Source organism: Sphingobium sp. VMM, from assembly GCF_056790315.1.
Map to the genome: position 1 here is coordinate 79,218 of NZ_JBXGSI010000013.1, position 21,551 is coordinate 100,768.

The 21,551-nt window shown below is 65.8% G+C and carries 22 protein-coding genes and 1 pseudogene; 5 read left to right on the plus strand and 18 right to left on the minus strand.

Annotation, left to right across the window (positions count from 1 at the left end; translation table 11 throughout):
* Nucleotides 1-138: 138 nt before the first annotated feature.
* Nucleotides 139-471, minus strand: a complete 333-nt coding sequence (locus tag ACUCV3_RS17225) for a UrcA family protein (RefSeq protein WP_004208877.1) — start codon at nt 469-471, stop codon at nt 139-141.
* 228 nt (nt 472-699) lie between these two features.
* A complete protein-coding gene (gene purH, locus ACUCV3_RS17230; RefSeq protein ID WP_279727554.1) occupies nt 700-2,292 on the minus strand; it encodes a bifunctional phosphoribosylaminoimidazolecarboxamide formyltransferase/IMP cyclohydrolase in 1,593 nt (530 codons plus the stop codon).
* Nucleotides 2,293-2,451: 159 nt separating this feature from the next.
* Here purH and ACUCV3_RS17235 point away from each other — a divergent pair, with 159 nt between their 5' ends.
* Nucleotides 2,452-4,398, plus strand: coding sequence for a S9 family peptidase (locus ACUCV3_RS17235; RefSeq protein ID WP_313737593.1), 1,947 nt, complete (start codon nt 2,452-2,454; stop codon nt 4,396-4,398).
* 181 nt (nt 4,399-4,579) lie between these two features.
* Here ACUCV3_RS17235 and ACUCV3_RS17240 read toward each other — a convergent pair whose 3' ends face one another.
* The 6 genes from ACUCV3_RS17240 to htpX all read right to left on the minus strand — a co-directional run bounded on the left by ACUCV3_RS17240 (nt 4,580) and on the right by htpX (nt 10,227).
* Entirely contained in the window at nt 4,580-6,346 is a 1,767-nt protein-coding gene (locus ACUCV3_RS17240; RefSeq protein WP_279727556.1) for a heparinase II/III family protein, read from the minus strand.
* Nucleotides 6,343-7,005, minus strand: a complete 663-nt coding sequence (rpe, locus tag ACUCV3_RS17245) for a ribulose-phosphate 3-epimerase (protein ID WP_017501091.1) — start codon at nt 7,003-7,005, stop codon at nt 6,343-6,345. The genes ACUCV3_RS17240 and rpe overlap by 4 nt, the downstream gene beginning before the upstream one ends.
* 72 nt (nt 7,006-7,077) lie before the next feature.
* Nucleotides 7,078-7,563, minus strand: coding sequence for a hypothetical protein (locus ACUCV3_RS17250; protein ID WP_004208871.1), 486 nt, complete (start codon nt 7,561-7,563; stop codon nt 7,078-7,080).
* 51 nt (nt 7,564-7,614) lie between these two features.
* Nucleotides 7,615-8,925, minus strand: coding sequence for an RsmB/NOP family class I SAM-dependent RNA methyltransferase (locus ACUCV3_RS17255; protein ID WP_279727557.1), 1,311 nt, complete (start codon nt 8,923-8,925; stop codon nt 7,615-7,617).
* A 37-nt stretch (nt 8,926-8,962) separates the two neighbouring features.
* Nucleotides 8,963-9,280, minus strand: coding sequence for a hypothetical protein (locus ACUCV3_RS17260; RefSeq protein ID WP_125988584.1), 318 nt, complete (start codon nt 9,278-9,280; stop codon nt 8,963-8,965).
* The gene (gene htpX, locus ACUCV3_RS17265) at nt 9,280-10,227 is read right to left on the minus strand and encodes a zinc metalloprotease HtpX (protein ID WP_376786424.1); all 948 of its coding nucleotides are present in this window, start codon (nt 10,225-10,227) and stop codon (nt 9,280-9,282) included. The genes ACUCV3_RS17260 and htpX overlap by 1 nt, the downstream gene beginning before the upstream one ends.
* A gap of 108 nt (nt 10,228-10,335) precedes the next feature.
* Between htpX and ACUCV3_RS17270 the strand changes: the two genes are divergently transcribed.
* The 3 genes from ACUCV3_RS17270 (at nt 10,336) to ACUCV3_RS17280 (ending at nt 12,115) form a co-directional block, all read left to right on the plus strand.
* A complete protein-coding gene (locus ACUCV3_RS17270; RefSeq protein ID WP_010338697.1) occupies nt 10,336-10,509 on the plus strand; it encodes a DUF1674 domain-containing protein in 174 nt (57 codons plus the stop codon).
* Nucleotides 10,510-10,667: 158 nt separating this feature from the next.
* Nucleotides 10,668-11,147, plus strand: coding sequence for a hypothetical protein (locus tag ACUCV3_RS17275; RefSeq protein WP_279727620.1), 480 nt, complete (start codon nt 10,668-10,670; stop codon nt 11,145-11,147).
* Between the two features lie 89 nt (nt 11,148-11,236).
* Nucleotides 11,237-12,115, plus strand: a complete 879-nt coding sequence (locus tag ACUCV3_RS17280) for a UTP--glucose-1-phosphate uridylyltransferase (protein ID WP_010338699.1) — start codon at nt 11,237-11,239, stop codon at nt 12,113-12,115.
* Nucleotides 12,116-12,158: 43 nt separating this feature from the next.
* Here the strand turns inward: ACUCV3_RS17280 and ACUCV3_RS17285 are convergent, their stop codons facing one another.
* The 7 genes and pseudogenes from ACUCV3_RS17285 to ACUCV3_RS17315 all read right to left on the minus strand — a co-directional run bounded on the left by ACUCV3_RS17285 (nt 12,159) and on the right by ACUCV3_RS17315 (nt 17,894).
* The gene (locus ACUCV3_RS17285; RefSeq protein ID WP_017501097.1) at nt 12,159-12,290 is read right to left on the minus strand and encodes a hypothetical protein; all 132 of its coding nucleotides are present in this window, start codon (nt 12,288-12,290) and stop codon (nt 12,159-12,161) included.
* A 162-nt stretch (nt 12,291-12,452) separates the two neighbouring features.
* Nucleotides 12,453-13,406: pseudogene (locus ACUCV3_RS17290) on the minus strand (NAD-dependent epimerase/dehydratase family protein).
* A gap of 29 nt (nt 13,407-13,435) precedes the next feature.
* Nucleotides 13,436-14,062, minus strand: coding sequence for a single-stranded DNA-binding protein (gene ssb / locus ACUCV3_RS17295; protein WP_279727562.1), 627 nt, complete (start codon nt 14,060-14,062; stop codon nt 13,436-13,438).
* An 89-nt stretch (nt 14,063-14,151) separates the two neighbouring features.
* A complete protein-coding gene (gene feoB, locus ACUCV3_RS17300; protein ID WP_214865856.1) occupies nt 14,152-16,008 on the minus strand; it encodes a ferrous iron transporter B in 1,857 nt (618 codons plus the stop codon).
* Entirely contained in the window at nt 16,005-16,262 is a 258-nt protein-coding gene (locus tag ACUCV3_RS17305; protein WP_010339864.1) for a FeoA family protein, read from the minus strand. Before ACUCV3_RS17305 ends, feoB begins: the two co-directional genes overlap by 4 nt.
* Nucleotides 16,263-16,337: 75 nt before the next feature.
* Nucleotides 16,338-17,003, minus strand: a complete 666-nt coding sequence (locus ACUCV3_RS17310; protein ID WP_279727564.1) for a COQ9 family protein — start codon at nt 17,001-17,003, stop codon at nt 16,338-16,340.
* A gap of 9 nt (nt 17,004-17,012) precedes the next feature.
* Nucleotides 17,013-17,894 carry a DMT family transporter gene (locus ACUCV3_RS17315; protein ID WP_169862039.1) on the minus strand — a complete coding sequence of 294 codons (882 nt, stop codon included), beginning with the start codon at nt 17,892-17,894 and terminating at the stop codon, nt 17,013-17,015.
* 68 nt (nt 17,895-17,962) lie between these two features.
* On the opposite strand from ACUCV3_RS17315, the gene ACUCV3_RS17320 reads away from it, so the two are divergent.
* Nucleotides 17,963-19,054, plus strand: coding sequence for an alkene reductase (locus ACUCV3_RS17320; RefSeq protein WP_482240924.1), 1,092 nt, complete (start codon nt 17,963-17,965; stop codon nt 19,052-19,054).
* A gap of 75 nt (nt 19,055-19,129) precedes the next feature.
* Here the strand turns inward: ACUCV3_RS17320 and ribH are convergent, their stop codons facing one another.
* The 3 genes from ribH to ACUCV3_RS17335 all read right to left on the minus strand — a co-directional run bounded on the left by ribH (nt 19,130) and on the right by ACUCV3_RS17335 (nt 21,526).
* Nucleotides 19,130-19,552, minus strand: a complete 423-nt coding sequence (gene ribH, locus ACUCV3_RS17325; RefSeq protein ID WP_048938117.1) for a 6,7-dimethyl-8-ribityllumazine synthase — start codon at nt 19,550-19,552, stop codon at nt 19,130-19,132.
* 11 nt (nt 19,553-19,563) lie between these two features.
* Nucleotides 19,564-20,844, minus strand: a complete 1,281-nt coding sequence (gene ribB / locus ACUCV3_RS17330; protein ID WP_048938116.1) for a 3,4-dihydroxy-2-butanone-4-phosphate synthase — start codon at nt 20,842-20,844, stop codon at nt 19,564-19,566.
* A 73-nt stretch (nt 20,845-20,917) separates the two neighbouring features.
* Nucleotides 20,918-21,526 (minus strand): riboflavin synthase, encoded by a 609-nt coding sequence (locus tag ACUCV3_RS17335; protein ID WP_048938115.1) that lies wholly within the window; start codon nt 21,524-21,526, stop codon nt 20,918-20,920.
* Between the last annotated feature and the right edge of the window lie 25 nt (nt 21,527-21,551).

Consider the following 21,551-nt stretch of genomic DNA (forward strand, 5'->3'; position numbering starts at 1 on the left):
AAGGAAATCCTCTAAGGAGTGGTTAATCGCCGGTAAGCATGAATGAGCCGCCGACAGGAAAGGGCCGCCCCGCATGTGCGGAACGGCCCCCTGCAGTCCCCGTGACGGGGAAGGCTTCCCTTGCGGGATGGGTGAAGATCAGCCCTGGCGCTGGGCCAGCGCGTTGAGGTCGCTGCGTGCGCCGTCCAGAGCGCTGCCGACACAGTCGCGATAGTCGGGCGTCGCCGGCAGGATCGATCCGTTGACCCAGCCGCACACCTGCTTGGCGGCGCGGCTGATGCGATAATCGGCGCGGCGCAGGCCATTGTTGCTGGCCAGGTTCAGGTCGGCCACCGATACGGCGATGGTGCGGGTGGTGAGGCCGGTGGTGCCGTCAACGACGACTTCGTTGCTGCTGTTGCCGGCGATAGCCATGCCAGGCAGCGCAAGGGCCAGGGTGGCGGCCATCGCCACCAGCGTCTTCTTGGTCATCCTATTCTCCTGTCGAACATGCTTTTTCTTATGTCGTGCCCAACGCCTGACGTGGGTGCGGGGTCGTCATCCTAAATAGGATTGCCCGGTGACATTGAAAAGAGGCCAATTGCCAAAAAATGGCAGTTTTCTGCGATTTTGCGGGTGCGAACAGGATCGTTTCGCACCCGCATAAACCTGATCGCGATATCGTCCCAACGCGCCATCTAGCGCGTTGGGAAACAAGCTTTAATGGCGGAAGTGACGCATGCCGGTGAAGACCATCGCCAGGCCGGCTTCGTCTGCTGCTGCAATGACTTCCTCATCGCGGATCGAGCCGCCCGGCTGGATCACCGCCGTCGCACCGGCTTCCACTGCCGCCAGCAGGCCATCGGCGAAGGGGAAGAAGGCGTCGGAGGCGACCGCCGAACCGATGGTGCGCGGTTCGCTCCAGCCGGCCTTCTCGGCCGCGTCCTTCGCCTTCCAGGCGGCGATGCGGGCGGATTCCAGTCGGTTCATCTGGCCCGCGCCGACGCCGGCGGTGCTGCCGCCCTTGGCATAGACGATCGCGTTCGATTTCACATGCTTGGCCACGGTCCAGGCGAACAGGCAATCCTTCAGCTCCTGTTCGGTCGGTGCGCGCTTGGTCACGACCTTCAGCGCATCCAGGTCGACCTTGCCATTGTCGCGGCTCTGGACCAGCAGGCCGCCGGCGATGCTCTTGACCATCAGGCCGGGGCGAGCCGGATCGGGCAGTTCGCCGGTCAGCAGCAGGCGCAGATTCCTCTTCTTGGCAAAGATCGCCTTGGCTTCGTCATCGGCGTCGGGCGCGGCAACGACTTCGGTGAAGATGCCGCTGATCGCCTCGGCGGTCGGGCCGTCGAGTGGACGGTTGACGGCGATAATTCCACCAAAGGCCGACACGCTGTCGCAGGCGAGTGCAGCTTCATAGGCTTCGATCAGCGTCGCGCCGGTGGCGACGCCGCAGGGATTGGCGTGCTTCACGATGACGACGGTTGGCGGGCCGTCGCGGAACTCGCTGACCAGCTCCAGCGCCGCATCGGCGTCGTTGTAGTTGTTGTAGCTCAGTTCCTTGCCCTGGATCTGCTTGGCCTGGGCGATGCCGTTCGCGGTCGGGCCGTTGGGCAGGTAGAGCGCCGCCGACTGGTGCGGGTTCTCGCCATAGCGCAGCGTGGTGCTGAGCTTGCTCGACAGCGACAGGCTCTCGGGGAAGGCGACGCCCTGGTCGGCAAAGGCGAACCAGCTGGCAATCATCGAATCATAGGCGGCGGTGGCGGCATAGGCCTTGGCCGCCAGCATCCGGCGGAAATCATAGCTGGTGGCGCCGGCCTTCTCCGCCATTTCGGCGATCAGGCGCGCATAGTCGGCCGGATCGGTGACGATCGCGACGCTCTCATGATTCTTCGCGGCGGAACGGACCATCGACGGGCCACCGATGTCGATATTCTCGATGATCTCGTCGCGGTCGGCGCCCTTGGCCACGGTCGCGGCAAAGGGATAGAGGTTGACGATCACCAGGTCGATTGCCCCGATTTCATGCTCGTCCATCGACGCGACATGCTCGGGGTTGTTGCGTACAGCCAGCAGGCCGCCATGGACCTTGGGGTGCAGCGTCTTGACGCGGCCGTCCATCATCTCGGGGAAGCCGGTCAGCTCGGAAATATCCTTCACGGCCAGGCCCGCCTCGCGCAGCGCCTTGGCGGTGCCGCCGGTCGACACCAGTTCGACGCCATGCTGGCCCAGTGCCTGGCCCAGTTCGATGAGGCCGGTCTTGTCCGATACGGAAAGGAGGGCGCGCTTGATGGTGACGTCGGTGGTCATGGGGGATGCTTCCTGCTGTTCGGGGTGCCGCTTCAGGCTTGCCGCAGCCCTCTAGTCGCCCCCGTCGCAAAAATACAGTCCCATGACGGCCTGTTTTCCCCGTCTTGCGGGCTTTTGTCGCTGCTATATCGTGGCCCCATAACAGTTGGGGGACCTGTCATGCGCTATCTGCTCGCCGCCACCGCCTTGCCCTTGCTCGCCGCCTTCCCGGCGCTGGCGCAGATTCCGACGCCGGAACGGGCAGTTACCGATCCCAAAAGCCTGACCTCGCCGGTCAATCCCGACGCTCGCGCCGTGCCGCTCGCCGATATCGGCGCCTCGCGCAGCCTGTCGAGCGCGGCGTGGAGCGCCGACGGCAAACAGATTTTCGTCGCCACCAACCTCACCGGCCGCACCAATATCTGGCGCACCGACACCGCCGGCAGCTGGCCGGTGCAGCTGACCCAGTCGGACGATGCCCAGACCGGCCTCGCCGCCTCGGCCGACGGCCGCTACCTGCTGTTCCAGCAGGATGTCGGCGGCAACGAATATAGCGACATCTATCGCGTGCCGGTGAGCGGCGGCGCGGTCGAGAATCTCACCAACACACCCGACCGGCGCGAAAGTGACCTGCTGGTCGGCCCCAGCGGCGGCCTGGTCGCACTCGTCACCAAGCTCAAGACCCAGGGCCAGTCCAATGTCGCGGTGATGGACGGGGCGGGCAGGGTGCGCGACCTGACGCAGGAGGCCGACCCGCAGTTCAGCTGGTCACCGGTCGCCTGGATCGCGGATGGCAAGGCGCTGATCGCCAACCGCATGCGGATCGATTCCAAGGTCAGCGAAATCTGGCGCATCGACGTCGCCAGCGGCAAGGCGGCGAAATTGCTCGGCAAGGCCGACACCGTCTATGCCGCGACCGATGCGAGTGCGGACGGCAAATGGATCGCCGTCTCCACCGATGAAGGCAGCGGCCAGATGCATGGCGGCCTGCTCGAAGCGGTGACCGGCAAATGGCGCTGGCTCAAATCCACGCCCTGGGAGCAGGTGCCGGCCAGCTTCACCCGTGACGGCAGGGCGCTCATCTTCCGCATCAACGCCGACGCGCGCAGCACCCTCTATCGCTTCGATCTGGCGAGCGGCGCGGAAACCCCGCTCGCCATCCCGCCGGGCGTCAATTATCTGGTCGGCAGCGAGCCGCGCTCGCCCGACGGCACCATGCTGATGCTCAACCATTCGGGCGCCGACTCGCCGGCGAATCTCTATCTCTATGATCTTGCGGCCGGCGCTGCGCGCCCCGCGACGCAGCTTGCCATCGCCAGCCTCCAGCCCGCCGCGCTGCCTAAGTCCGATGTCGTCACCTACAAGAGCTTCGACGGCACGCTGATCAGCGCGATCGTGACCATGCCGGCCAATCTGAAGCGCGATGGTAGCAACCCCGCCATCGTCCTGCCCCATGGCGGCCCCACCGGTCAGGCGCAGGATGGCTACAGCCGCTACGCCACCGCCTTCGCCAGCCGCGGCTATGTGGTGATCCAACCCAATTTCCGCGGCTCGACCGGCTATGGCAAGGCGTTCCAGGACGGCAATGTCAAGGATCTGGGCGGCGCCGACCTCAAGGACACGGTCGCGGCCAAGCATTTCCTGGTCGACAGCGGCTATGTCGATGCCAAGCGGGTCGGCATCTTCGGCGGCAGCTATGGCGGCTTCATGACCCTGATGGCGATCGGCCGGGCGCCCGACGAGTTCGCTGCCGCCGTCCAATGGTTCGGCATCATCAACTGGCGCACCATGTATCGCGACCAGGATGAGGAGCTGAAAGCCTATCAGCGCAGCCTGCTCGGCACGCCGGAGAGCGATCCCAAGGTCTATGATGCCGCCTCGCCGCTCACCTATATCCGCGCGGCGAAGGCGCCCCTGCTCACCATCCAGGGGGAGAACGACATTCGCGTGCCGCGCGGCCAGGCGCAGGAGGTGCATGACATCCTCAAGGCCAAGGGCAATGTGGTGGAGACGATTTTCTACCCGGCCGAGGGCCATGGCTTCCAGAAAAAGGAGAATCAGCTCGATTCGCTGACCCGCACCGTCGCCTGGTTCGATACTTATCTGAAGTCGTCGCCTGTCCGCTGAAAGGGCTAACGGCCCGGCCGCTGAAAGTGGCCGGGCCTGAGAGCGAGGTCGTTGATTGGTAGCAAACGGGCCTCGGGTCGCCCCTCTTGCATGCGCCCTTGTCCGGGCCGTTCATAGGAAAAAACGGACATCGATAGCCGGCTGAACAATAGCGCCCGCGTGATGGCCAATGCGATGCGGGTCAGCCGACCCGCTTGAACAGCCAGCCGATGCTGGAGCCGCCCGGCAGTGCCTCGCTCGTCACCACCAGCTGCCTTGTGGGGTGGGGGCGGCCGTCGCCATCGACCCACAGGCTATCCTCGACGCTCAGCACGCCGGCCCCGGTCCGGAACTGCCACAGCGCGCCCAGTTCGATCCGCAGCAACGCGCCCTGGCTGTCGGCGGTCAGGGTCGGTTCGACGCCCGGCGCCAGATGGAAGCGCAGCTGCACCGGCCGCTTGACCGGCTTCTTGCCGCGCGTCGCCGGGGTCAGCATATCCTCGCCGCGCACTTCCTTGCCGTCGCCGCTCATCATCAGCAGCCGGCGGTGGACATAGCCCATGCGGCGGACATAGCCGTCATGGCTCAGCTCCACCCTGCTGCCATTGTCCAGTTCCTGCCGGTTCAGCTCGACCTCGGTCACGCCCTTGCCCAGCGTGCCGTCGGGCATCAGCGCCGTCGAATTGCTGTCGTCCAGCACCAATGTGCTGTGCGCCGCGGTGGAGCGTAGCGCCTGGGCCAGATCGCGCGGGATATAGGCGCCTTCCAGCGCTGCGCCGCCGCAATTGATCACCAGCCGCAGCCGCCCGTCGCTGATCTCGATCGCGCCGGTGGAGGCGCAGCCGGCGGCTGCCAGGCGTGCGACCGGCGGCGGCGCCGCATCGATCTGCACCACCGTATTGCCGGCGCTGATCCGCTGATAGCCCCAGTCGCGCGCCTGGCGCAGCGGCCGGGTCCGCACCCGGCTGGCCTGCACCAGCGCCTCGACCATGTCGGGGTCGACCGCACCCGCGCCCTGCCAGTTGCCCAGACCCCCATCGCCATGGGTCAGGCCCAGCAAGGCCGGCACCGCGCGGCTCAGCCCGTCGATCAGGAAGCCGGGCACCTGTTCGCGCCGCACCTCATAGACAGCGACCACCATCGCCAGCAGCATCACGCCCTCCAACTGCGCCAGCGGCGACCGGGAAATGATGCCGCCATCGGCATGGAAGGCGCTGTCGATCGCGCGCTTCAGGCCCGCTTCGCCGAACAGCTTGCGCGGATTGCCGCCGGGCATCAGCATCGACGCCGCGACGATCCCGCCCCAGGCGACCAGGCGCGGCAGGCCCGGCGCGGCCTTGTCCGCGCTCTGGTCCAGATGGCGCGCGGTGCGGGCGATGCAGTTGAGCACCAGCGACCGATAGACCAGATCGCTCGACGACAGGATCAGCGGCGCATGAGCGGTCCAGAACAGCAGCCGCCAGGCCGCATTGTCGGCGCGCCAGGCCGGGTCGCTCGGCGTTTCGGCATGGGCGGCGAGCCATTTGCGCATCAGCGCCTCGGCCACCGGCGCGCCCTGTTCGCGCGTCGCGGCGGTCGACAGGTCGCGCAGCCAGCGGAAACTGTGCAGATAGTCGGTAAAGGCCGGCCCGACCGCCAATTTGCCGAAATCGATCGTGTCGATCGCCAGCTTCTGGCCCCGGAACAGGAAATAGCCGGCACGGATCGCCTGGCCGGCGCGCGGGTCGCCGGGCACGACATCGTCCGGCACCGCCAGCAGTTTGAGCGGATATTTGCCCTTCAGCCGCCGGCTGTGCAGCGGCGTCTTCCAGCTCAGCCGATAGAAATGATTGGCGATCCGCTCGGCCAGCGACAGGCCCTTGTCATCCGCGACGCGGATGAGCCGCTTGCCCTGTTCGATGCCATCGTCGGCCAGGTCATGACCGGCCTCGACCGCGACAGGGGAGGACTGGCGCCGCTGGTTCGTCACCCGCCCCGCAGCGTCCTGATATTGTCGGCATAGGCGGCCGGGCCGCCACGGAAGGTCGCGGTGCCGGCCACCAGCACGTCGGCGCCCGCCGCGATCGCCTTGGGCGCGGTGTTGATGTCGATGCCGCCATCGACCTGCAGGCGGATGTCACGACCGCTCTTCTCGATCATCTTGCGGCACGCCTCGATCTTGCGCAGCTGATTTTCGATGAAGCTCTGGCCGCCGAAACCGGGATTGACGCTCATCACCAGGATCAGGTCGATATCGTCGATCAGATAGTCCAGCATCTTGGCCGGGGTGCCGGGGTTCAGCACCACGCCCGCCTTCACGCCCAGCGACTTGATATGCTGCACGGTGCGGTGGATGTGAGGGCCGGCCTCGGGATGGACGGTGATGATGTCGGCGCCGGCCTGGGCGAAGGCGTCGAGATACTGGTCCACCGGCGAGATCATCAGATGCACGTCGAACGGCTTCTTGGTGTGCGGACGCAGCGCCTTCACCACGGCCGGGCCGATGGTGATATTGGGCACGAAATGGCCGTCCATCACGTCGATATGGATCCAGTCGCAACCGGCTTCGTCGATGGCACGGACTTCCTCGCCCAGCCGTGCGAAATCGGCGGACAGGATGGACGGAGAGATGAGAATGGGATGGGTCATTTGACCGCCCGCATTAGCCCTCCCTTGGGGCGAGGGCAACGCATGATTTGCGCGGTGCGGCGATGAGTCGCGTCAGGGGATGAAGAAGGTTGTCGGTTCCAGTCGGACCGGCGCGCCGACATCCTTCGGCAGCCATTGTTTGACCCCGTGCAGCGCTACCGTTTCGCCGTCCAGCAGCACCGGCGCGGCGATCAGCCGCATCGCGCAATCGCTGCCGTCCGGGCGGCGAATGTCGACGTCCAGGGTGAAGCCGCGCTGGTGGCGGATGGCATAGGCGCGCAGCCGCTCCATCGCCTCGCGGCTGTCATGGGCATAGAGCGACACCGACAGTGGCCGAGGCACGATGCTGCCCGGCTCCAGCCCGAAAATGTCATAGACGCCCTGGGTCCAACTGATGCTGTTGTCGGCCAGATTGCAATGCCACAGGCCCAGCCCCCGATCGGCCAGCGCCGCCTCATTCCCCGCAATATCCTGGTCGAGCACCACCGGCGCGAGATGCTCGCGCAGGTCGTAGAGTGGCCAGCTATGATGCAGGGGCAGGGGTTCGGTCGGACGCAAGGCGGGCCTTTCCAGCGAAGGGCCTCACCTTAAGCCCCTCATGGTTAAGCCTTAGTTCCCGATATGCTCGATCCTTGCAACGAAAAAGCCGTCCGTGCCGCCCTGCTCCGCCAGCGTGTCGGGCAGGGTGCGCAGCCAGCCATCGGCGCTGGGCGCCATGCCTGTGGGCAGTTCGCCTGCCTGCGCTGGCCGGACCCGGAAATCGGGACGCGCCGCCAGGAAGCGGCTCATCTGCGCCTCGCCCTCGGCCTGTTCCAGCGAGCAGGTGGCGTAGATCAGCGTCCCGCCCGGCTTCACCCAGTCGGCGACGCGGGCCAGCAGTTCGCCCTGCAGTTCGGCCAGTTCCGCGATCTGGCGCGGGCCGATGCGGTGCAAAACGTCGGGATGACGGCGATAGATGCCGGTGGCGGTGCAGGGCGCATCGAGCAGCAGCGCATCGACCGGCGCCTCGGGCGCCCATTGGCGCAGATCCGCCTGCACGACATCGGCCGACAGGCCGGTGCGCGCCAGATTTTCGCTCAGCCGCTCCAGTCGCTTTTTCGACTGGTCGACCGCGGTGACGGTCCAGCCGGCGGCCGCCAGTTGCATCGTCTTGCCGCCCGGCGCGGCGCACAGGTCCAGCACGATACGGCCTTCGCCCGCACCGAGCAGGCGGGCCGGGCAGGAGGCAGCGATATCCTGCACCCACCAGGCGCCCTCGGCAAAGCCGGGCAGCTCGGGCACGACCGCCCCCTCGGGCAAGCGGACATGGCCGGGCGCAAAGCTGGAGCCGCCCATCGCCTCGACCCATTTGCCGGTCTCGGCCGGATCGCGCAGGCTGACATCGACCGGCGGGCGCACGGCATAGGCATGGGCGGCGGCCAGCGGCATCGCCTCGCCCCATTGTCCGGCCCAGCGTTCGGCGACCTCGGCGGGCAGGGTGGGCGGCACGGGCAGGCTCGGCTCGGCGCGGGTCACGGTGCCGAACACGCCATGGACCAGCTTGCGCGGCCCGCCGTCGACCAGCGGCAGCGCAGTGGCGATCGCCGCATGGGTCGCAGTGCCCAGCGCCAGCACCTGGATGAGCGCGATGCGCAGCACCATGCGCGCCTTGGCATCGTCGGGCAGGGGCTGCTTGGTCGCGCCGTCGATCAGCGCGTCGAGATCGGGCAAATGGCGCAACGTCTCGGCGACGATGGCATGGACCAGTGCGCGGTCGGCCCGATCGGCCAGCCCTTGGGTCGCGCCATGCAGCGCGATTTCCAGCGGATCGGCCCGACGCAAGACGGCGTCCAGCAGCTTCAGGGCCGCGCGGCGCGCGGGCAGGCCGGGGACATCATCGGCGCGCGGGGCACCGGAACGGGCGTTAGGACGACGGGACATCAAAGGCCCCTACGCGCTTTTGCCCTTGGGGTCATCTTCAAACGAAGCAGATGGCCGTGTAGATCACTGCCGCAACCAGGGCGATGCTGGTCGCGACGCCGACCCACAGCGCCAACCAGTCCGACCGGCGCGGGCGCGGCACCATCCCCTTCGGTACGACCCGCAAGGAAGAAGGGATGCGTTTGCGGCCCAGCGTGGCGATCGCGATCGTCCGCCGGCCGATCGCGTGGAACAGGCGCGGCGTGTGGCGGGAAAAGATATAGTCGACGGCAATATCGACAACCAGGCCAGCCGCCTCGCGCGCCACGAACCCGGCGGCGCGGAAGGCGATCTCGCCAATCTCGTCGACCGGCATCAGCGCCCGTGCGGGTCAAGGGCGCTGCGGCGCGGCTTGGGCGCTGCCGCCGGCGGCACCGCCGGAGACAGCGCCGATGCGCGCGTGGAAGTCTGCGCCGGCATAGTCATGGACGGCGGGCCGTCCTTCTGCCCCATATCCTGCGCAATTTCCTCCAGCGCGGCGATGCGTTTCTCGGTCGCCGGATGGGTCGAGAACAACTCGCTCACATGTACCGGCACGATATAGAGCTGCGCGGCGGCGGGATTGCGCTCGGCCACCGGGTTGGGGATCAGCTCGGCCCGGCCGGAAATCTTGGCGAGGGCGGAGGCGAGCGCGCGCGGATTGCCGCTGATCTCCGCCCCGGCCTGGTCGGCGCCATATTCGCGGGTGCGGCTGATCGCCATCTGCACGATCATCGCGGCAAAGGGGGCGACGATCACCGCCAGCAAGGTCGCGATCATGTTGCTATGGCCATTTTCCTCATTGCCGCCGCCGCGGAAGAAGAGGCCGAAATTGGCCAGCATCGAAATGGCACCGGCAATGGTAGCCACCATCGTCATGATCAGGGTGTCGCGATTCTTCACATGGCCCAGTTCATGCGCCATCACGCCTGCCACCTCGTCGCGGGTCAGCATATTGAGCAGGCCGGTGGTCGCCGCCACGGCAGCATTTTCCGGATTGCGGCCAGTGGCAAAGGCGTTGGGCGCATCCTGGTCGATCACATAGACGCGTGGCATCGGCAGGCCGGCGCGCTGGCTCAGCGCCTGGACCAGGCCGTAAAATTCGGGCGCGCTCTGGGCATCCACCTCGCGCGCATTGTGCATGGACAGCACGATCTTGTCGGCATTCCAGAAGGTGAACAGGTTCATCCCCGCCGCCACCAGCAGGGCGATCACCGCGCCGCCACTGCCGCCCAGCGTATAGCCCAGTGCCATGAACAGCGCCGTCAGCGCCGACAACAGCATCACCGTGCGAAAACCACTCACTTGCACATCGCTCCTTTGCGGCCCAGATAGCGGGCCTTCTACTGAATATGGGGTTGCCGCGCGCGCTCCGCAATCGAAAGGCCCGACATGGGACATTTCAACGGCAAGCGCCCGGCGCATGTGAAGGCGCCCGAGCATCTCTCCAAGAGCCCGCCCGTGCCCCAGCCCGACCCGGTCGACCAGCAGCCGGTGCTGGACGAGGAACTGAGCCCGGTCCGCTATGGCGACTGGGAGCGCAAGGGCATCGCCATCGATTTCTGATCTGGCGCCTTCTAATCGGCCAGCGCTGAACGCAACTTGTTCGGCTTGCCGACGTTTCAGCACATATTCCGCTGGCCCGTGCCCGGCTAGCGGGCGAGCGCGACCCCTTGCTCTGGCCTTTCCGGCTGGGTCTGCGCAGATTCAGGGGCATGAGGAGTATGCGGGGCGTGAGCGCGGAATTGGCGCAGGACGACAAGGTGACGAAGCCGGTTGCGGCCTATGCGCCGGAAGATGCGGCATTATTGTGCGGTATCGGTCGGCTGGTTTGCGCCTGGACGATGCTGGAACAGAGTCTGGAGGCGCGGCTGGCCGAGTTGCGGGAAACCATGGGCGACGTCCGCACCGTGGGCGCGCGCACGCGGCCGACCATGACCAAGCTGATGACCGAATTGCGCACCACCGTCGCGATGCGGGATCGTCGCAATGCGGCCGCATTGACCGAGATTGCAGAGGTCGAACGCGATCTCCAGCGTATCGACCGGTTTCGCTCCTTGATCATCGGCGGCTTTCAGCAACCGGCGCCCGACGGCTTTCTCTGCCGCGACCTACGTAATAATGCTCAGCATGTCAGTCTGGAACATTTGGACGAAGAAATCGCTGCGCTTGAACAAGTGGCGCAGCGTCTGCTGAATATCTGACAGATAAAAGACAAGTAGTCGCACCACTTGACCTTTTCCTCCCGGTTCGCGATCCCCAGCGGACCGGTATCCATCGAGAACGGAGTCCCATGTCGAACAAGCCGATTCGCAAAGCCGTCTTTCCTGTCGCCGGACTTGGCACGCGCTTTCTGCCCGCCACCAAGTCGGTGCCCAAGGAATTGCTGCCCGTGGTCGACCGTCCGCTGATCCAATATGCCGTGGATGAAGCGCGCGAGGCCGGGATCGAGCAGATGATCTTCGTCACCGGACGCGGCAAGGGCGCGATCGAGGATTATTTCGACATCGCCTTCGAATGCGAGATCACCCAGCGCGAGCGCGGCAAGGATCTTTCGGCGCTCGAAGGGACGCGCCTGGCGCCCGGCGACGCGGTGTTCCTGCGTCAGCAGGAGCCGTTGGGCCTGGGCCATGCCATCTGGTGTGCCCGCGACATCGTCGGTGACGAGCCCTTCGCCATCATCCTGCCCGACGAGTTCATGAAGGGCGCGCCCGGCAATGGCTGCATGAAGCAGATGGTCGAGGCCTATGAAAAGGTCGGCGGCAATCTCGTCTGCGCACTCGAAATTCCGATGGACCAGACACCCAGCTATGGCGTGATCGATCCGGGCGCGCGCGACGGTGCCCTGACCGAAGTGAAGGGCCTGGTGGAAAAGCCCAAGCTCGGCACCGCCCCCTCCAACCTCATCCTGCCCGGCCGCTATATCCTGCAGCCCGACGTCATGAAGATCCTGGAAACCCAGGAAAAGGGCGCGGGCGGCGAGATCCAGCTGACCGATGCCATGGCATCGCTGATCGGCAAGCAGCCGTTCCACGGTGTCACCTTCGACGGCCGTCGCTTCGATTGCGGTTCCAAGGCCGGCTATATTGAGGCGAATCTCGCCCTGGCGCTGGAGCGCGAGGATATCGGCGCTCATATCCGCGACTTCGCGAAGGCCGAACTGGCCAACTAAGTTTCGATCCGCAGGGGTGGCCGCTGGTCGCCCCTGCTGCCCGTCAGAGCAGGCGGACGGCCTGCGCCAGCAAAATCCCGATGCCCGACAGGGTGATGGTGCCACCAATTGCCATCTGCAGCGGGCGGACTATTTGCCGGATTGGGACACCGATGGCAGCTTCAATCTTGCTCATGCAAATCATTATCGCATAATGCGAGCGGAGAGTCACATCCATCTCTCCACTCACACTGATGCAGCGGATCGATCATCATTCGTGATTATAAGTAACGAATGATCGGAATGGCCGCTTTCAAATCAGTAACGCAACAATGGGCTCAAACTGTCAGCTTCGCTGTCAACTTTGCACCGCCGGTGACACATAATCGGCGTCGTGGATGAACGGCATCGCCGCATCGTTCGCCAGCGCCGTCAGGATCGCGGCAAAGTCCGTCGCGCAGCGAAACCCCATCTGGCGCTGCGCCAATCCCGCGTCATAGACCCGGCCGATCGACGCCGGCAGTTGCTAGCCGCGCCGGGCATATAGCTCCGCAGCTTCGGGAAAATGCCGCGCGATCACCGCTGCCGCATCGCGTTTCAGTTCGACGGCTTCCTCGCAGACGAAGGGCGTCGGCGCGGAAACCAGATAGGTTTCGCAACGCGCCGGCGGCGTCCTCTCCAGCGCGACCAGATGCGCCCGCGCCGCATCCTCGACCGTCAGCCGGCGATGGAGAAATTCATTGGCCTTCAGATTCTGCCCCGTCAGGCTGGCGTCCGTGTCGTCATCCTCCGGGAAGAAGCGGGCAGTGCGCAAGATGGTGCAGCCGATGCCGCACTCCAGTTGCTGCACCCGGCACAGCCCCTCGGCCGCCAGCTTGGTCACGCCATAGATGTTGCGCGGCTCCAGCGGCCCGCTCTGCTCGTCCAGCCACACCGCCGCCTCGCCGGCCTCGTCGCGTACTGCCTGACTGATCATCAGCGACGTGGTGGATGTCATGACGAAGCGGTCATGCCCAGCCGCGGTCGCTGCTTCCAGCAGGTTGCGCGTGCCGGTGACATTGACGTCGATGAAGGAGTGGGCGGGGTAGCGGACGATGTCCGGCTTGTGCAACGCGCCGCCATGGATCACCGCCTCGATGCCGCGTTCGGCAAAGGCGCGCTCGATCAGCGCCCGGTCGGCGACCGATCCGATGATGTCGGTGCCCCGGCCTGACGCGACGTCCAGGCCGGTCACAGCATGTCCCGCCGCGCGCAGCATCGGCGCCAGGAAACGGCCCAGCCAGCCCGACGATCCGGTCAGCAGGACATGCATGTCAGGTCAATCCCTATGAAAAGAACCGATCAGAAGGGTACTTCGTCGTCCAGGTCGTTGTCGAAGTTCGGGCCGCCCTGACCGCCGCCCGAGGTGCGTCCGCCGCCAAAGCCGCCACCCTGGTTGCCGCCGCCCGAGGAGCGTCCGCCACCAAAGCCGCCGCCGCTGTTGCCGCCGCCGAAATCGTCATAATCGCCGCCGCCAAAGCCGCCGCTGCTTGCGCCCCAGTCGCTGACGCCCTGGTTGCCGCCGCCCGATGAGCGACCACCGCCATAGCCGCCGCCCTGGCCGCCACCGCCACCCGGCGCACCGTCCAGCATGGTCAGCACCGCGCCGGGGCCCGACAGGGCGACCTCGGTGGTGTAACGGTCATTGCCATTATTGTCCTGCCACTTGCGGGTGCGCAGCTGGCCTTCGATGTAGATCTTCGATCCCTTGCGCAGGAAGCGCTCGGCGACGCCCACCAGGCCTTCGGAATTGATGACGACGCTATGCCATTCGGTGCGCTCCTTGCGCTCCCCCGACATGCGATCCTTCCAGCTTTCCGAGGTCGCGATCCGCAGGTTGCAGATCTTGCCGCCATTCTGGAAGCTCTTCACTTCCGGGTCGGCCCCCAGATTCCCGATGAGAATGACCTTGTTGACCGAGCCTGCCATGATTCCTCCGAAAGCACTAAAGGCGCCGTTATAGAAGCCTCGCCTTGGCGGTAAAGAACAAAGCTAGGCCAAATGTCCGGGGCTTGGGATCAGCCGAGTCCCATCGCGACTGCCGCCCAATATGTCACGCCTGCCGCGGCATAGGCCAGCACGAACAGATAGCCGATCATGAACAATGGCCATTTCCAGCCATTGGTCTCGCGCCGGGTAACGGCAATGGTCGAAATGCACTGCGGCGCGAACACGAACCAGGCCAGGAAGGCGAGGGCGGTGGCCAGGCTCCAGCGGCCCGCCAGCCGGTCGCCCAACCCTTGTTCCAGCGCCTCTGCATCATCCTCGGCATCGATCGCATAGACGGTCGCGATGGCGGACACGGCGACTTCGCGCGCCGCCATGCTGGGCAGCAGGGCGAGCGAAATGTCGCGGTTGAAGCCGATCGGCTCGACCAGCACATTGATGCCGCCCGCGATCCGCCCGGCGATCGAATATTCGCTCTGCTTCACGCCCTCGGGCGCATGAGGGAAGCTGGCCAGCACCCACAGCACGATATTGGTGGCCAGGATGATGGTGCCGGCGCGTTTGAGGAAGATGACGCCGCGCTGCCACAGGCCGATCAGGATATCCTGCGGCCGGGGCCACTGATATTTCGGCATTTCCATCAGGAATCCGCCGCTGCGGCCCTTGGCCACGGTCAGGCGCAGCGCCCAGGCGGCCAGCATGGCACCGACGATGCCGGCGACATAGAGCAGGAACAGCACCAGCCCCTGCAGGCCGATGCCCGGTCCCACGCTGCGCGCCGGGATGAAGGCGGCGATGATCAGGCCATAGACCGGCAGCCGCGCCGAGCAGGTCATCAGCGGCGCGATCAGGATCGTGGTCAGCCGGTCCTTGGGATCGCTGATCGTGCGCGTCGCCATGATCCCCGGCACCGCGCAGGCGAAGGAGGAGAGAAGCGGGATGAAGGCCCGGCCCGACAGGCCGACCTTGGCCATGATGCCATCCATCAGGAAGGCGGCACGGGCCATATAGCCGGTCGCCTCCAGCATCAGGATGAAGAAGAAGAGGATCAGGATCTGCGGCAGGAACACGATCACCGCGCCGACGCCGCCGACCACGCCCTGCAGCAGGAAGTCGTGGATGATGCCAGGCGGCAAAGTGTTGGTCACCGCCTCGCCCAGCGCCGTGACCCAACCTTCCAGCATGTCGGCGGGCACTGATGCCCAGGAGAAGACCGCCTGGAACATCACGAACAACAGGCTGAGCAACAGGGCGAGGCCCAACACCGGGTGCAGCGCGACCCGGTCGACCGCCGCCGTCAGCCGGCGCGATGGCGTCTCGCGCACGATCGCGGCGCGGGCGATGCGCCGCGCCTCGCGGCGCACGGCGTCGAAATCCGGTTCACCGGCGGAGGCGCGCAGCATGCCCGTCTGCGCGCCGAGCAGCGTTTCCAGCTCGGTCTTGAGATGATCCAGGCCGCGCTTGCGCACCGCCACGGTGGACACCACCGGCACGCCTAGTTCGCGCGCCAGCACATTGGCGTCCAGTTCCAGCCCGTCGCGGGTGGCCAGATCGACCATGTTGAGTGCGACGACGGTGGGCAGGCCCAGCGCGATCAGCTCCAGCGCAAAGCGCAGATGATTGTCGAGGTTTGACGCGTCGACCACGATCACCAGCGCGTCGGGCAGCTTCTCGCCAGCCTGCTTGCCCAGCACGAAGTCGCGCGTCACCTGTTCGTCGGGGCTGGCCGGCGACAGGCTGTAGGTGCCGGGCAGGTCGACCAGTTCGACTGGCCGCCCGTCGGCCAGTGACAGCCGGCCCGCCTTGCGCTCCACCGTGACGCCCGGATAATTGCCCAGCTTCTGCCGCGCGCCGGTCAGCGCGTTGAACAGGGCGCTCTTGCCCGCATTGGGATTGCCGACCAGCGCGACAAGGGGAAGGCCGCTCATGCCTGCGCCTCCTGCGGGCCGGTGCTGACCTCCACGGCGGCGGCATGACTGCGGCGCATCGCCACCGTCATGCGCCCGATCTTCACCGCCAGCGGTCCACGACCCAGCAGGCCGCCATGATGCAGCGCCTCGACGCTGGCGCCTTCGCACAGGCCGAACTCGCGCAGGCGCTGTCCTTCCACGGACGACAGCGATTCCCAGTCGATGGTTTCAACAAAAGCGGGTTGGCGCAGGGGCAGATCGGTCAGGCGCAAGGAGGATGGACTCTTAACCAGAAATCAGATTTGCGACTGACTATCAATTACGTCTGGTGAAGGCCAGCCCGAACTTCACACCGCCGGGTAGCGCAGCCGGCCGATGAAGCGCGACAGGCTGAGATGCTCGCCATCGCCCACGCTCTTGAACCGGGCCTTCATCTTCTCGAAGCGCATGATCCCCTCGATCCGTCGCGCCAGGAAGGCGCGGCTATCGGCATGATCCTCGCTCTCGTCATTGACGAAGGTCAGCAGCGTCGCAGCATAGATGCTGCCCAGCGTCGCGCGCTTGCTATAATGGTTGAGGTCGGTGGCGGTGTCGCCCGCCGCCCTCCACATGATATCGGCGGCGTGCCAACCCAGCTTGGCGGCGCGCACGGCATTGGACGGCATCGCCAGGATCGCCTGCGCCCGGCGCAGCGCTTCGCGGTCGGGCGCCAGCAGGGCCAGGCGGGTCTCGATCAGCGCGGTGATCTTCTTGCGGATCGACATGGCGGCGAGCTTTTCGGGAGGCAGCACCTCCAGCATCCGGGCGTCGATGCTGGCGAACCAGGCTTCGATCATGCCCATGGCGCCGCCGTCGAAGGCCAGCGCGGCGACATCGGCATCGATGTTCTTTTCCGCCGCTGCCATCGCCACCGCTTCGGGTCGCCAGCCGTCAAAGGCGGCGTGGCGCGGCAGGATGGGCGCCAGCAGCGCGCGGATTTCGTCCAGGGTCAGGTCTTGGGTCTGGTCGCTCATGGTCGTAACCTAGGCCCGTCGGGGCAGGCGCACAAGCACAAGTGCGACCGCCACGGCCACGCCGCCGACAATGTCGGTCGCGCTCAATGTCTCGCCGAACAGCAGCCACCCGGCCAGCGCGGCAACGGCGGGTTGCAGCAACAGGCTGAGCCCCAGCACCAGCGGCGAAAAGCAACCGAGCGCATAGGTGAGCAGCCCCTGGCCGACGATCTGGCTGGACAGGGCAAGGATGATGAGCGGCGTCCAGTCCTGCGGCATCACCGTTTCGCCCATCGCATTGGCGGCGAGCAGCAGCGGCAAGGCCCCGGCCGCACTGACGACCGCCAGCACCGACCAGCTGTCCAGCCGCTTGCGTGCGCCCTGGATCAGCAGAAGATAGGTGGTGTAGAGCAGTCCGGCGAGCAGGCAGAACAGGTCGCCTTTCAGGTTTACAGGCGACAGTTCATAGCTGCTGCCCATCAATATGGCTGCGCCGATCGCGGCTAGGATCAGCGCGCCAATCTGCAGCTTCGATACATGTTCGCGCAGCACGACGAGGCCCCAGAGCGGCAGCATCAGCGCGCTCATATTGCCGAACAGCGTTGCATTGGCGACCTTGGTATGGCCGATGCCCAGATGCCAGGCGGCCAGATCGGCGGCAAAGCAGACGCCGGCCAGAATCACGATCGTCCACTGGCCGCGCGACAAGCGGCTCTTGCGCAGCTTCGGCAATGCCAGGATGAACAGGAAGGGCATGGCGATCGCCAGTCGCCAGAAGGCGGCGGCCACCGGCCCGACATCGGCCAGCCGCACCAGCACCGGTCCCAGCGCCAGAATGATATTGGCCAGGATCAGCGCCGGAAAAGCGAGTCTGGGCGTCGCGATATGCGCCATGGGGGTTGAAGCGGCCATGGCGGCTCCCTAGCTGGCTTTCTGCATCAAGTCCCGTTGCAAATTGCAACGTTCATGAGGGAGGTTTCATGACCACAATCTTCGATCCGATACAGCTCGGCGCCGATACCGCCGCCAACCGCGCCATCATGGCGCCGCTCACCCGTGGCCGCGCCACCCGCGATCATGTCCCGACCCCGATCATGGTCGATTATTATGCGCAGCGCGCCTCGGCCGGCCTCATCATCAGCGAGGCGACCGGCATTTCGCACCAGGGCCTGGGCTGGCCCTATGCGCCGGGCCTCTGGTCCGACGAACAGGTTGCGGCCTGGAAGCCGGTCACCCAGGCCGTGCATGACAAGGGCGGGCTGATCGTCGCCCAGCTCTGGCATATGGGCCGCGCCGTTCATTCGGCTGTCACCGGCGAGCAGCCGGTTTCCTCCAGTGCCACCGCGACGCCGGGCGATGCCCATACCTATGAAGGCAAGAAGCCCTATGAGGTCGCCCGTCCACTGGCGATCGACGAAATTCCCGGCATCATCGCCGACTATGTGAAGGCGGCCAACAATGCGATCGCCGCCGGCTTCGACGGGGTCCAGATCCACGCCGCGAACGGCTATCTGATCGACCAGTTCCTGCGCGACAACAGCAATTTCCGCGATGATATCTATGGCGGCAGCATCGAAAATCGCGTCCGCCTGCTGCGTGAAGTGACTCAGGCGGTGGTCGATGCGATCGGCGCCGATCGCGTGTCCGTGCGCCTGTCGCCCAATGGCGATACCCAGGGCGTCAATGACAGCAATCCCGAGCCGCTGTTTGCCGCCGCCGCCGATGTGCTGAACCAGATCGGCATCGCCTTCCTCGAACTGCGCGAGCCTGGCCCGGACGGCACCTTCGGCGCCACCGACGTGCCGCGCCTGTCGCCGCTGATCCGCCAGCATTTCAAGGGACCGCTGGTTCTCAACAGCGATTATGGGCTGGATCGTGCGCAGGCCGATCTCGCCTCTGGCCTGGCCGACGCGATCAGCTTTGGCCGCCCCTTCCTCGCCAATCCCGATCTGGTCGATCGCCTGCGCGAAGGCGCGCCGCTGACCCAGGCGGAGATGGCGACCTTCTACAGCCAGGGCGCGGAAGGCTATACCGACTATCCGACCCTGGCCGAGGAAAAGGCGGCCGCCTGATTCTTCGGCAGCAATGAATAAGGGCGCGTTCCTCGCGGAGCGCGCCCTTCCTTGTGTCTGCCAAAAGGCCGCGGATCAGACCGCGAAACGCTCGCGCAGGCCCAGCATGGCGATCGCCGCCTTGGCCGCTTCGCCGCCCTTGTCCTTCTGGTCGGGACGGGCGCGGACCAGGGCCTGCTCCTCATTCTCGACGGTCAGGATGCCGTTGCCGATTGCGATAGCGTCCATGCTCAGCGCCATCAGGCCGCGCGCGCTTTCGTTCGACACCACTTCGAAATGATAGGTTTCGCCGCGGATCACCACGCCGATCGCGACGAAGCCGTCATAGCGGCCGGTCTCGGCTGCCAGTGCGATCGCGCCGGGGATTTCCAGCGCGCCCGGAACGGTCACCACCTCATATTTGTGGCCGGCTTCATCCAGCGCAGCCTTCGCGCCTTCGATCAGCAGGTCGTTGAGATGGTCGTAGAAGCGGGCTTCGACGATGAGAAACTTGGCCATGCGAATATCCTTCAGAGCTCGATCGGACGCTGCCCAACCACGGCCAGGTCATAGCCGTCAAGGGCGATCAGGCTGTGCTGGGTGTTGCTGAGCAGGATCATGTCATGCACGCCCAGTTCCGCCAGGATCTGCGCGCCTACGCCATAGTCGCGCAGTTCGTCCATGCCGCCCGGCTGCTTGCCGGCATGGGCCTGGATCATGCGGGTCAGCATGTCGGGTTCGCCGTCACGCAACAGCACGACCACGCCGGCGCCTTCCTTATTGATGATTTCCATCGATCGGGCCAGCATGTCGCCACGCGGGCCTTCGGCACCGAAAATGTCGCTCAGTGGTGCCAGCTGGTGCATGCGCACCAGGGTCGGCTGGTCGGGGTCGACCTTGCCCTTCTGCAGCACCAACTGTTCCGACTTGGTCGCCTTGTTGAAGAAGGTGATCGCCTTCCATTCGCCGCCCCACTTGCTGTCAAAGACGGTTTCGGCGCGGCGCTCGACCACATGGTCATGACGGCGACGATAGGCGATCAGGTCGCGGATCGTGCCGATCTTCATCTTGTGCTTGGCAGCGAAGGGGATGAGGTCGTCGAGGCGCGCCATCGTGCCGTCATCCTTCATCACCTCGCAGATGACGCCGGACGGGTTCAGGCCAGCCAGGCGGGCGACATCGACGGCGGCCTCGGTATGGCCGGTGCGCACCAGCACCCCGCCGTCCTTGGCGATCAGCGGGAAGATATGGCCCGGTGTGACGATGTCCCGCTTGCTCTTGCCGGAATCGATCGCGACCGAGACGGTGCGGGCGCGGTCGGCGGCGCTGATGCCCGTGGTGACGCCTTCGCGCGCCTCGATCGACACGGTGAAGGCGGTCTCATGGCGGGTGCCGTTGTTGCGGCTCATCAGGTCCAGGCCCAGTTCCTCGACCCGGCCCTTGGTCAGCGCCAGGCAGATGAGGCCGCGGCCATGGGTGGCCATGAAGTTGATCGCGTCCGGGGTCGCCATTTGGGCGGGGATGACCAGATCGCCCTCATTTTCGCGATCCTCGTCATCGACCAGGATGAACATGCGGCCGTTGCGGGCCTCGTTGATGATTTCCTCGGGGCTGGCAAGTGCGGTGCCGCCCTCGCGCTTGAGCAGATAGGCTTCCAGCTTGCCCAGCGTCTCGGCCGTCGGGTTCCAGTCGCCTTCGCCCAGCTTGCGCAGGCTGTTGGCGTGCAGGCCGGCGGCGCGCGCCAGACCCGATCGGGACATGCCGCCATCGGTAACGAGGGCGCGGACGGAATCGATAAGCGAGGACGACATAAACACTCCTTCCCGGATCGGGTATGGGAGTTATATCACATTGCAATGTGATTTCTTCAAGAGTGAAATCACATCATTTGCTGCGAAGGCTCTGCATCCGGTCGAGATAGCGGGCCAGCACATCGATCTCCAGGTTGAACGCCCGGCCGTCGGGCAGGCTGTCCAGCGTGGTGGCGATCGCGGTGTGCGGGATGATGTTGAGGCCGAAATGGACGCTGCCGTCGGGCTGGTCTTCGACGCTGTTCACGGTTAGCGAGATGCCGTCCAATGTGATCGACCCCTTGGCGGCCAGCGCGGCGGCCAGTTCGGCCGGTGCGCTGATGACCAGGCGGATCGAATCGCCCTCGCGGCTGGCCGACACCAGATGGCCGATGCCGTCGACATGGCCGGTGACGATATGGCCGCCCAGCTCGTCGCCGACCTTCAACGCGCGTTCCAGGTTGAGCTTGCCGCCCTGCGCCCACAGGCCCGGCGCGGTGCGGGCGACGGTCTCGGCCGACAGGTCGACCGCGAACCAGCCCGACCCCTTTTCCACCACCGTCAGGCAGGCGCCCGAACAGGCGATCGATGCGCCGATCGCGACCGTATCCATGTCATAGCCGCTTTCGATGACCAGGCGCAGGTCGCCGCGCTGCTCATGGGTGCGGATGGTGCCGATGTCGGTGATGATGCCGGTGAACATGGTGCCCAGATCCTTGGGAAAGAAA